The organism is Haloactinopolyspora sp., assembly GCF_027324685.1.
In the GTDB taxonomy this organism is placed as follows: Bacteria; Actinomycetota; Actinomycetes; order Jiangellales; family Jiangellaceae; genus Haloactinopolyspora.
The window spans coordinates 1-11,468 of record NZ_DAHVSH010000014.1 but is presented as its reverse complement, the minus strand read 5'-3'; the positions used below and the strand labels follow the sequence as shown (position 1 = coordinate 11,468).

Sequence of the window (11,468 nt, the reverse complement as noted above, 5' to 3'; positions counted from 1 at the left end):
GTTGGCCAGCCCGGTGCCGCGCGTGTTGTGGAAGTGCAGGCCCAACGGCAGCTGCGGAAAGGCCGACCGGGTCGCACCGACCAGATGCGTGACCCGGCTCGGCGTGGCCATCCCGGTCGTGTCCCCGTAGGCCAGCGAATCCACACCAGCCTCGACCCCGCGCCGCACCACCGACACCACCCGCTCGACGGGCACGTCGCCCTCGTACGGGCAGCCCCAGGCGGTGGACACGATCAGCTGGAGGGTTCCACCCCCGGCATGGACGAGGTCGGCCAGCGCAGGCAGGTCGTCGAGTGACTGCTCGGTGGAGCGGTTGAGATTGGCACGATTGTGCGTGTCGGAGGCCGACACGACGACTTCCAGGTCGGTGAACCCGGCCGCCAGCGCCCGCTCGGCGCCCTTGAGGTTCGGGACCAGCGCGGAGTAGCGGACGTCCGGGTTCGGCGTCGCCTGGCGCCAGACGTCGTCGGCGTCGGCCATCTGCGGAATAGCCCGCGGATGCACGAACGACACCGCTTCGATGCGCCGCAGCCCGGTGCGTGACAACGCATCGAGCAGGTCGACCTTGCTCGCCGTCGGGATGGGGTCCTCGCTCTGCAGGCCGTCCCGAGGTCCGACCTCGCGCAAGCTCACCTGCTGGGGCAAGTCAGTCATCGTCATTCACCGGGCCAATCCGGGCCCCTCTTCTCATTGAACGCCGCAACGCCCTCTTTTCTATCCCCGCTGAACGCCGTGGCCCGCCAGGCCGCGTCTTCGATCTCGAGCCCTGCCGCCAGCGCCGCGTCGGCCCCCAGCCGCATCGCCTTCTTGGCCTGGCGCACACCGACCGGCGAATGCGCTGCTACCGTCGCCGCCAGCTCGACCGCGACCTCACGCGCACGCCCGGCCTCGACCAGCCGGTCGACCACGCCGAGCCGGTACGCCTCGGGCCCGTCGATCCTGCGGGCGGTGAACACGAGGTCGGCGGCCCGCCCCCAGCCGATGCGCCGGGTCAGCAGTTGGGTGCCGCCGCCACCGGGGATGACGCCGACCGACACCTCGGGCAGCCCCAGCGTGACGGTCTCGTCGGCGACGATCAGGTCGCAGGACAACGCCAGCTCGAGGCCACCGCCGAGCGCGAAGCCGTGAACCGCGGCCACCGTGGGAACGGGCAGATCGAGGATCCCGGTGAACGCCGCCCGAAAGACCGGACGCTGCCGGCGCAGGCCGTCGTCGTCGAGCGTGTGGCGTTCCTTGAGGTCGGCGCCTACGCAGAAGGCTCGCGGCGCCGTGGACGACAGCACGACGGCGCGCACCGACGCGTCTGTTGCCAGGCTCGCGGTTGCCTCGCGAATCGCCTGCGCATGTGCCGTGGACAGCGCGTTCAGCGCCTCGGGCCGACCGAGGCGCAGCTCGGCCACACCGGTGGCGACATCGAGTCGCTCGATCGTCACGTTCACCACGTCCGCAGCGTACGGCACGGATGTACCGGTCTGGACGTCCGGCCGAATCCGGCAGACCCGGATAACGAACGCATAACAGCACACCTTGCAACGCTTGACACCGTGAGTCAGGAACGGTGTCGTGCCGTGAGAGCGCTCTCACACCATCGTCCACCGAGGAGCCGTCTCATGACCGAGATCCGTCCCAGGCACCGCCGGAGACTCACCGCCCCAGCGGCCGTCGCCGTGTGTACCGCACTCGTCGGCACATCCGCTCTGCTCACCCAGGCGACGGCGTCGCCGGCCGAGCAGGTGCCGGTGGGCGCCGGAAGCTACACCACCGAGCTCCCACCCGGCGCCAGCGGACCGAGCGACGTGACCGGCGCACCGGTCACCCCGAAGGTCACCCCGGATTTCGATCAGCCGGTGACGACGAACGAATGGTGGTCGTCGCTGATCTTCCAGCGGTACCCGGACAACCCGTACGGCGAGAACCTGCACGCCCATCCGATGACGTTCAAAGCGCAAGCCTCGGGGATGGAGATCGGGCACAGCCCGACGCACCAGATCGTCGGCGAGGCCAACAAATACGAGTACGGCCACAGCGCCGACCTCGTCCTCGGCGTCGAAGGGCTGAACGCGCCCAGCGCACGCGTGGCCGGCTACGGCGACTGGACCGTCACCGCGGAGCTCGCCGACGGCACCCGCACGCTCCGCACCACCATCGGCCAGGGGCTGCCCTTCGCCTACGCCGACGTCAGCGGCGCAGCGGCCACCGCACAGTTCACCTCGGCGCCACAGGTGTGGCACGACGACGGCGCCATCGTCGGCGTCACGGTCGGCGACTCGCACTACGCGCTGTTCGCCCCGTCAAGCATCAGCTGGCAGCACTCGGGTTCCACGTTCACCGCTGCGGGAGCAGAGTACGTCTCGGTGGCCCTGCTGCCCGAACCCGCCGACCTCGCGACGTTCGCCCCGTACGCACACTCGTTCGTCACCGGCAGCGAGCTGACCTACGACTACGACCCGGAGGCGGCCACGCTCACCAGCACCTACGCCGTCACGACCGAAGCGCGCGAAGGCTCGCAGACCGGCACCCTGCTCGCGCTCTACCCGCACCACTGGAAAGAGACCACGACCGAGCTGACCGACCTGCGCTACGCCTCGCCGCGCGGGCCGATGCGCGTCGTCGACGGCGACCGGTTCGTCACCGAACTCACCACCCAGGGCATCCTGCCCAGCCTGCCCACGGTCGACGAAGCCGATCACGACCGGCTGCGCAGCATGATCGATGCCGAGATCAACGCCGACGACCCGTGGAAGGGTGCCGTCGACACCTACTGGACCGGCAAAGCACTCGGCCGGCTCGCCCAGCTCGTCCCGATCGCCGACTCCATCGGCTACACCGCGGGCCGCGACGCCCTGCTCGACCTGCTGAAGTCGCGGCTGGAGAACTGGCTCACCGCGGACGGCGCGGGTGACGACGCGCAGTTCTACTACGACGCCACGTGGGACACCCTCATCGGCTATCCGTCCAGCTTCGGCGCCGACCAGGAGCTCAACGACCACGATTTCCACTACGGCTACTTCGTCACCGCGGCGGCGACCATCGCCCGCTACGACCGCTCGTGGATCGCCGACGAGCAGTGGGGCGACATGATCACCACGGTGCTCACCGACGCGAACAACCCCGACCGCGACGACCAGCGCTTCCCGTGGCTGCGCTCGTTCTCCGCCTACGCCGGGCACGGTTGGGCCTCCGGACACGCGGGCTTCGCGGCGGGCAACAACCAGGAGTCGTCGTCGGAGGCGATGCATTTCGCCGCCAGCACGGCCGTGCTCGGGTCGATCATGGGCAACGAGCAGATTCGCGACCTCGGCGTGTACATGCACACCACGCAGGCCTCGGCAATGAGCCGGTACTGGCAGAACTCCGACGGCGACGCCTTCCCCGACGACTTCGCCCACGACGTCGTCGGCATGGTGTGGGGCGACGGCGGAGACTATCGGATCTGGTGGGACGGCACCGACGAGGAGCACTACGGCATCAACTACCTGCCCATCACGGCCGGTTCGCTCTACCTGGGCTACGACCCCGCCCATGCCGCCGCGATGTACGCGTCGCTGGTCGACCGGCTCGGCCGCGAGCCCGAGACCTGGCGCGAGATCCACTGGGCCCAGCGCGCGCTGTCCGACGGTGACGCCGCCCTGGCCGCTTTCGAAGCCCAGTGGCAGAGCTACGAGCCCGAATCGGGCTCGTCGAAGGCGCACACCTACCAGTGGGTGTCGACGCTGGCCGCGCTCGGGCAGGTGGACACCAGCGTGACCGCCGACAGTGCGCATTACGCCGTGTTCGTCGACGGCGGCGAACGCACGCACGTGGCCTTCAATCCCGGCACCGCGCCGCGCACGGTGACCTTCTCCGATGGGGTGAGCCTCACCGTCGAGCCGGGACAGCTCGCCACGTCCTGACGTTCTACTTACCCAGCGGCGCCGATCTCCTTGGCGGCTTCGCTGATGTCCTTGGGCGTGTCGATGGCTCGCCAGTAGCTCTCGATCGGGAATCCAGCCAGGCGTCGCTGTCTGGCCAGCGACGGGAACGTCGTGCGCTCGTGGTCCCCGACGTCGGGCAGAAGGTCGAGGATCTCGCCGGCGAAGACGTAGATGCCGCCATTGATCGGGTAGGGCGACGGCGGCGCCTCCACGAAGTCGATGATGCGCCCGTACTCGTCCAGATCGACCACGCCCCACGGCATCCGCGGCCGGGCCAGCGCGATGGTGGCCACCGCGAGCCGCTCCGCATGGTGCGCGGCCATCGCCTGCAGGTCGAAGCGTGTCCAGATGTCGCTGTTGAGGGCGTACCAAGGCTGTCCCTGCTCCGGCAGGTGCCGCCCGGCGTACTTCAACCCGCCGCCACGGCCCAGCGGCTCGTCCTCGACGACGACCTCCACCCGCAGCGGCTGCTCGGTCGACTCCAGATGTTCAGCCAGGACGTCACTGAGATGCCCGGCGGACACGATGACGTCGCTCACACCGGCTTCGGCCAGCCACTCGATCTGATGGTCGATGATGCAGCGACCACCGATCTCGATCATCGCCTTGGGAATGGTGTCGGTGTAGGGCCGCAGCCGTGACCCCTGCCCTCCGGCCAGGATCACCGCCTGCCGTACCGCTGGTGCGCTCGCCATGCCGCGGACCCTACCGGAGCGTCCCGCGGCGGCCGCATCAGCGGCGCACGCTCACCGTGTACGCCCGGACCGCACCGAACCCGCGGACGGTACGCGGCGGCAGGGCGCGCAACGCGAAGGAGGGATCGTCGGAGAGCTCGTCGGCCGTGGTCTCGTCGACCAGGACGGTGTTGCGCTGGGCCAAGGCGGTCAGCCGGGCCGCGAGATTGGTCGGCGTGCCGAACACGTCGCCGAGGCGGGCGACGACCTGACCGGTCGCGATGCCCACGCGGATGTCCGGCAGGTCGGGATTGGCGCCGATCTCTTCGACCAGCCGGCACCCGATGGTCGCGGCGGTCTCCGGCTTGTCGGCGACGAAGACCACCTCGTCACCGAGCGTCTTCACCACCCGTCCGCCGTTGCCGAAGATGACGTCGTTGGTGGTCGCCTCGAACTGCTCGACCAGCTCGCCGAGCTCCTCCACGCTTAACCCACGGGACAGCCGGGTGAACGAGACCAGGTCGGCGAAACCGACCGAACCCGGGGCGGTGAGCAGTGGCGTCTCGCCGATCTGGCCGATCGCGACGAGCCGGTTCACCGACGCCGCCAGCTTGCGCCGCCACGTATAGATGAGCAGCCGCTCGAACTCCGGCAGCAGCTTCTGCGCCACCAGGTAGGCCGACGTCAGCCGGCTTCCGGTGCCGCGCGAGCCGGCTTCGGCCTCCTCGACGATCTCGGCCAGCGTCTCGACGTGCCACTCCGCCAGCCGACCGGTCATCCGGCCGAGTGCGCGGACCATCTGGATCGCGGTGGGCTCCTCCACCACGCCGTCGCGGACCAGTTCGACCACCGCCCGCAGCGCCTCCATGTCCCACACGGTGAACGCCTGCTCATCGCCGACGTCGGGGAACCCGAACGCCCGCCAGTACCGTGCCACCTCGGCCACGCTCATGCCGGCACCCTCGGCGATCTGCTCGCGGGTGTAGCGGCGCGACGCCCCGAGCAGGAGCCGCTCCAGTTCGTCCGGCGTGGGACGGCGCGACGGATCAGGCGGTAGTGTCACTCGGCCTCATCGGACTCACGGCCGCTCGACCTCGTCGTTGACCTCGCGGACCAGCTCGCTCAACCGCAGCTGGACCTCCTGAACCCGCGGCACGTCGTTCAGCCGCACCTGGCCCTGCTCACTGGCGGCGGAGACCACGAGCGTGCCGCAGCGCAGGATGCGGTCGTTCAGCTGCATCTCGTAGGCGACGTCGTTGATGACCCGCAGCGGGATGTCGCGCCCGGTCCGGGTGATGATGCCGCGGCGAGTGAGCAGCCGTTCGCTGGTCACGGTGTAGGTGGTGGTCAGCCACGTCAGGAACGGCCAGACGACCCAGCAGACGAACACGACCACGCCGACGATCAGGATCGCCCAGCGTCCGACTGTGCCGATGGTCTCGTCGGCCGGCAGCGCCCTCAGCCCGAAGCCGATCCCCACGGCGAGCAGCAGCAACACCAAGACCGGCAGCAGCAGCGCCTTGACGTGCGTGCGCAAATGGAAGATGACCTGCTCGTCGTCACTGAGGTGCTTCTCGGAAAAGCCCATGGTCAGCATCCTGACACGGGTGGGCCCTGGTGTCGGGCATCTCGCCGGGGCCGCAGGTGGACGATATCGCCGGCGCCGACCGCGGTCGTGGTCTGGCCGGTGTCGATGACCAGGCGTCCGGCGTCGTCGATGGAGACGGCCTGGCCGACGACCTCGCCGCCGTTGGGCAACTCGGCTCGCACGTGCCGCCCGAGCGTGTCGCAGCTTCGCCTGTACGCCGCCGCGAGGAAGTCGGAGGGATCGCCCTGCGCCTGACGCCAGGCGTTGTACCGGCGGCTGAGCCGTTCGCCGAACTCGGCGACCACGACGTCACGCGGCACCGCCCGGCCGACGGCCAGCTGAAGCGACGTGGCGCCCGGCTCCAGCGCGTCGTGGTCCTGGGTGAGGTTGATGCCCACCCCGACGACGGCGGCCGGCCCGGCCTCAGCGCCGTCGTCGCCGTCGACCCGCTCCACCAGGATGCCGGCGAGTTTTCGCCCGGAGACCAGCACGTCGTTCGGCCACTTGAGGACCGCACGCGCCCCGGCAGCGCCCTCGAGCGCCTCGACCGCGGCGACGCCCACCAGCAGCGGCAGCCACGGCCAACGCTCCAGCGGCACGCCCGTCGGCCGGAGCAGGAACGACATGGCCACGGCCTGACCGGCCGGCGTGTCCCAGGTGCGGTCCAGCCGCCCTCGACCGGTCTGTTGATGATCGGCGACCAGGACCAGGCCTTCGGCGGCACCCGCACGCGCTGCTGCCGTGACGTCAGCGTTGGTCGACCCGGTGCTCGCGACCCGCCGTATCGTCCACATCGCTTTCTCCTCGATGCTCGACCAAGGTCTCAGCCGGTGTTCTGTAGCCCGGCTGCAACCCCGTTGACACTGATCAACAGCAAGCGCCGGGTTGCGGCCTCATCGGGAGAGCCGGGTTCGAGCTCGGATTCGCGCAGCGCGCCCAACGCACGGACCTGCAGGTAGGACAGTGCGTCGACGTAGGGATTGCGCAGCGCGACGGCTCGGCCGAGCACCTTGCGGTCCTCGAGCAGTCGGCTGTGCCCGGTGACGGCGAGCACCCAGCGGGTGGTGCGGTCGTGCTCGTCCAGAATGCGCTCGGTGAGGTCCGGCCGATGGCCCAGCGCCAGGTAGCGCGCGGCGATGCGGCGGTCGGACTTCGCCAGCGACATCTCGACGTTTTCCAACATGACCGTGAACAACGGCCATTCGCGGTAGGCCCGGCGCAACCGGTCGAGATCGTCGACCGCTTCGAGCGCGGACCCGAGGCCGTACCAGCCCGGCAACGTCACCCGGGTCTGCGACCACGAGAAGACCCAGGGGATGGCCCGGAGGTCCTCCAACGACGACACGCTGAGCCCACGGCGGGCCGGGCGCGAACCCAGCGGTAGCGCGCCCACGGCCTCCAGCGGGGTGACGCGCGCGAACCAGGCCGCGAAGTCTTCGCTGTGCACGAGCGCGTGGTAGGCCTCGCGCGCGGTTTCGTCGAGGCGTTGCGCGACGTCGGCGAACTCCACGGCCGCGGCACTGGCGCGGTCTTCGACCTCGGGGGTGGAAGCGAGCAGCACCGCCGAGGTGACCTGTTCGATGTGCCGGCGAGCGATGGCTTGGTCGCCGTAGCGGGCGAAGATGACCTCGCCTTGTTCGGTCAGTTTGAACCGGCCGTCCACCGAGCCCGGCGCCTGGGCGAGCACGGCGCGGTTGGCCGGCCCGCCGCCGCGGCCCAGCGCGCCTCCGCGCCCGTGGAACATCGTCAAGGTGATGTCGTTGTCGGCGGCCCACGTGGTCAACCGGGCCTGGGCGGCGTAGAGCGCCAGCGTCGCCGACACCGGGCCGACGTCTTTGGCCGAGTCGGAGTAGCCGAGCATGACTTCCATCCGCCGCCCGGTCTCCTCCAGGCGCTCACGGCACTCGGGCAGCTTGAGGACCTCGTCGAGCACGTCGACACAGGCTTCGAGGTCTGCGCCGGTCTCGAACAGCGGGACGACGTCGAGCTCCATCGGGCGACCGTCCACCGCCGTACGAGCCAGCTCGTACACGGCCGCGACGTCGGCTGCGGACTGCGTGAACGACACGACGTAACGACGGCAGGCATCCGGGCCGAACCGAGACTGGATCTGGGCCATCGTCCGGAACGTCGCCAGCACTTCCTCAGTGGCCTCGGAATACTCCGGCGACGGGTCGTGCTGCCCGGCGCTGGTGATCTCGTCCAGAGCCTTGCGGTGCACCGCGCTGTGCTGGCGGACCTCGAGCTCGGCCAGATGAAAGCCGAACGATTCCACCTGCCACACCAGGCCTTGCAGGTCGCCGTAGGCCTGCCGGGCGGCTCCGGCCTCCGCCAGGCTGTCCTGCACCGTGCGCAGGTCACGCAACAGCTCTGCCGCTGAGCCGTAGGCCAGATCGGCATCGCGGCGGCGAGTGGCGCTCACCCTGGCCGCGGCGAACAGGACCGCGATGCGATGCGGCTCGTTCGGGGACCGCGCCGCGATCTCGGCATACAGCTCGGGTTGGGCGGCCTCGGCGTCGTCGAGGATGCGGCGAAGCTCCGTGGACGGCGGTGTGGTGCCGGCGTCGAGCGTCAAGGACTGCCCGACCTGCGTGGCCGCGTTCTCGAGCGCAGCGAGGACGTGGTCGGACTGAATCGCCATGGCCTGGCGGGTGATGGCGGCCGTCACATGCGGGTTGCCGTCCCGGTCGCCACCGATCCACGAGCCGAGCCGGACGAACGCGGGCACGCGCGGAGCGCGCACCGGCGGTGTCTCAGCGAACCCGCCCGACGCGGGGCCGGCATCTGCCGAGCCGGCGTCGGTGCTGCTCAAAGCCATTTCGGTGCGCCGGTAGACCTGCGGGACCACATGGAAGAGCACGTCGTCGAAGGCCGACATCGCGGTGCGGACCTCGTCCAGCGGGCCTGGCCGTTCGGCGCGCAACGGCGCGGTCCGCCACAAGATGTCGATCTGCTCCAGCAGCATCCGCTGCGTCTCGGCATCCTCGGACGCGCCGAGTCGCGGGTCGTCGCGGCGCTCGAGCAGGGCGGCTACCCGGCGGATCGCGGTGACGATGGCCCGCCGCCGTGCCTCGGTCGGATGGGCAGTGAGCACTGGCCGGAACTCGAGCCCGTTCAGCAGGTGTTCGGCCCGCCCCGGCCCGGCCAGCCGCGCGACGTCACGCAGCGCCTTGGCCACGGTGCCGGCCAGCGGCTGATCAGGCTTGTCACCGGCGCGCAGGGACCGCACCCGGTGGTACTCCTCAGCGGCGTTGACCAGGTGGAAGTAGACGGTGAACGCCCGCGCGACCTCCTCGGCTCGCTCCAGCGACCACGACGCCACCAGGTTTTCTGCCTGGACTGCGGCGTCGTCGGCCACCGTCTGGTCTTCGTGGTGCGAGGCGATGGTCAGCTCCCGCAACCGTTCGACGTCGGCCAGCAGCCCCGGTCCGCCGTACTCACGCAACACGGCGCCCAGAGCGTCGCCGAGCTGACGGACGTCGGCGCGCAACCGCTCGGGCATTTCGAAGCGGGCGGCCTCGCGGGAACCGGTCGCAGGAGAACGCATGCGCTCAGGGTAATAACCCCTACGCCGGCCCGAAGCGGCACACCACTCTGCGAGACCGTGGTTTCGCGCCGCGGATGTCGCCGCGTCGCCGGACCGGCACGTGTGCTCTAGCCTGCTAAACGTTCAGCCGACGAAGGGACGAGATGAGCACCAGCCAGGAGGGTCCGGACATCCGCACCACCGCGGGCAAGCTCGCCGACCTGCGCCAGCGTAGCGACGAGGCCCTGCACGCGGGCTCGGCCCGAGCGGTCGAGAAGCAGCACGCGCGCGGCAAGAAGACCGCCCGCGAGCGCATCGACATGCTGGTGGACCAGGGATCCTTCGTCGAGTTCGACGAGCTGGCCCGGCACCGCTCCACGGCGTTCGGCATGGACGCGAACCGCCCCTACGGCGACGGCGTCATCACCGGCTTCGCCACCGTCGACGGCCGCCAGGTCGCCGTGTTCAGCCAGGACTTCACCGTCTTCGGTGGCAGCCTCGGCGAGGTGTACGGCACGAAGATCGTGAAGGTCATGGAGTTCGCGCTGAAGACCGGCTGCCCCCTGATCGGCATCAACGAAGGCAGCGGCGCGCGGATCCAGGAAGGCGTCGTGTCGCTGGGCTTGTACGGCGAGATCTTCCGCGCCAACACCCTGGCCTCCGGTGTCATCCCGCAGATCTCGCTGATCATGGGCGCGGCGGCCGGCGGGCATGTCTACTCACCGGCTCTCACCGACTTCACCATCATGGTCGACCAGACCTCGCAGATGTTCATCACCGGCCCGGACGTGATCAAGACCGTCACCGGCGAGGACGTCACGATGGAGGAGCTGGGCGGCGCGCACACGCACAACACCCGCAGCGGCAATGCCCACTACATGGCCTCCGACGAGGAGGACGCCATCGACTACGTCAAGGCGCTGCTGTCCTATCTGCCGCAGAACTACCTCGACCCCACACCCGCGTTCGACGACACCGCCGCGCGACCGGACCTCACCGCCGACGATCTCGCCCTGGACACCCTCGTCCCGGACAGCGACAACCAGCCTTACGACATGCACCGGGTGATCGAGGCCGTCGTCGACAAGGCCGGCGACGCAGCCGATTTCCTGGAAGTCCAGCCTTTGTTCGCCACCAACATGATCATCGGGTTCGGCCGGGTCGACGGGCGCGCCGTGGGCATCGTCGCCAACCAGCCGATGCACTTGGCGGGCACGCTGGACATCGATGCGTCGGAGAAGGCCGCGCGCTTCGTCCGGACCTGCGACGCCTTCAACATCCCGATCCTGACCTTCGTGGACGTGCCCGGGTTCCTGCCGGGCACCGACCAGGAACTCAGCGGCATCATCCGGCGCGGAGCGAAGCTGATCTTCGCCTACGCCGAGGCGACCGTGCCGTTGGTGACGATCATCACGCGTAAGGCCTACGGCGGCGCCTACGACGTCATGGGCTCCAAACATCTCGGCGCCGACATCAATCTCGCCTGGCCGACCGCCCAGATCGCGGTCATGGGTGCCCAGGGCGCAGTGAACATCCTGTACCGGCGCGACATCGCCGAGGCGGCCGACCCGGAGGCCCGCCGGGCCGAACTGGTCACCGAGTACGAGGACACCTTCGCCAACCCGTACACCGCGGCCGAACGCGGCTACGTCGACGCCGTCATCATCCCGTCGCGCACCCGGCTGTCGATCACGCAGGCGCTGCGCGCGCTGCAGACCAAACGCGAGACCCTGCCGCCGAAGAAGCACGGCAACATCCCGCTGTAG

9 protein-coding genes are annotated in these 11,468 nt (G+C 69.8%); 2 read left to right on the top strand and 7 right to left on the bottom strand.

Going from position 1 to position 11,468, the window contains the following annotated elements:
* On the bottom strand, positions 1-654 hold a 654-nt coding region (locus M6444_RS02170), incomplete at its 3' end, for a hydroxymethylglutaryl-CoA lyase (RefSeq protein WP_298322518.1).
* Between the two features lie 2 nt (positions 655-656).
* Positions 657-1,442, bottom strand: a complete 786-nt coding sequence (locus M6444_RS02165; protein ID WP_298322515.1) for an enoyl-CoA hydratase-related protein — start codon at positions 1,440-1,442, stop codon at positions 657-659.
* 168 nt (positions 1,443-1,610) lie between these two features.
* Between M6444_RS02165 and M6444_RS02160 the strand changes: the two genes are divergently transcribed.
* Positions 1,611-3,893, top strand: coding sequence for a glycosyl hydrolase (locus M6444_RS02160; protein WP_298322512.1), 2,283 nt, complete (start codon positions 1,611-1,613; stop codon positions 3,891-3,893).
* Positions 3,894-3,901: 8 nt separating this feature from the next.
* Here the strand turns inward: M6444_RS02160 and M6444_RS02155 are convergent, their stop codons facing one another.
* The 5 genes from M6444_RS02155 to M6444_RS02135 are packed head-to-tail and all read right to left on the bottom strand — an operon-like array spanning position 3,902 to position 9,723.
* Entirely contained in the window at positions 3,902-4,609 is a 708-nt protein-coding gene (locus tag M6444_RS02155) for a nucleotidyltransferase family protein (protein WP_298322509.1), read from the bottom strand.
* A gap of 37 nt (positions 4,610-4,646) precedes the next feature.
* Positions 4,647-5,651 (bottom strand): adenylate/guanylate cyclase domain-containing protein, encoded by a 1,005-nt coding sequence (locus M6444_RS02150; RefSeq protein WP_298322506.1) that lies wholly within the window; start codon positions 5,649-5,651, stop codon positions 4,647-4,649.
* Positions 5,652-5,666: 15 nt separating this feature from the next.
* Positions 5,667-6,176 carry a PH domain-containing protein gene (locus M6444_RS02145; protein ID WP_298322502.1) on the bottom strand — a complete coding sequence of 170 codons (510 nt, stop codon included), beginning with the start codon at positions 6,174-6,176 and terminating at the stop codon, positions 5,667-5,669.
* A gap of 2 nt (positions 6,177-6,178) precedes the next feature.
* Entirely contained in the window at positions 6,179-6,970 is a 792-nt protein-coding gene (locus tag M6444_RS02140) for a biotin--[acetyl-CoA-carboxylase] ligase (RefSeq protein WP_298322500.1), read from the bottom strand.
* A gap of 29 nt (positions 6,971-6,999) precedes the next feature.
* Positions 7,000-9,723: a phosphoenolpyruvate carboxylase gene (locus tag M6444_RS02135; protein WP_298322498.1), complete on the bottom strand. Its 2,724-nt coding sequence runs from the start codon at positions 9,721-9,723 to the stop codon at positions 7,000-7,002.
* A gap of 143 nt (positions 9,724-9,866) precedes the next feature.
* Here M6444_RS02135 and M6444_RS02130 point away from each other — a divergent pair, with 143 nt between their 5' ends.
* Positions 9,867-11,468, top strand: a complete 1,602-nt coding sequence (locus tag M6444_RS02130; RefSeq protein WP_298322495.1) for an acyl-CoA carboxylase subunit beta — start codon at positions 9,867-9,869, stop codon at positions 11,466-11,468.

Excerpts from the sequence above, each read along its gene's own strand:
- M6444_RS02135 (WP_298322498.1), bottom strand. The coding sequence starts at position 9,723 with ATGCGTTCTCCTGCGACCGGTTCCCGCGAGGCCGCCCGCTTCGAAATG.
- M6444_RS02140 (WP_298322500.1), bottom strand. The coding sequence starts at position 6,970 with ATGTGGACGATACGGCGGGTCGCGAGCACCGGGTCGACCAACGCTGAC.
- M6444_RS02145 (WP_298322502.1), bottom strand. The coding sequence starts at position 6,176 with ATGGGCTTTTCCGAGAAGCACCTCAGTGACGACGAGCAGGTCATCTTC.
- M6444_RS02130 (WP_298322495.1), top strand. The coding sequence starts at position 9,867 with ATGAGCACCAGCCAGGAGGGTCCGGACATCCGCACCACCGCGGGCAAG.
- M6444_RS02155 (WP_298322509.1), bottom strand. The coding sequence starts at position 4,609 with ATGGCGAGCGCACCAGCGGTACGGCAGGCGGTGATCCTGGCCGGAGGG.
- M6444_RS02160 (WP_298322512.1), top strand. The coding sequence starts at position 1,611 with ATGACCGAGATCCGTCCCAGGCACCGCCGGAGACTCACCGCCCCAGCG.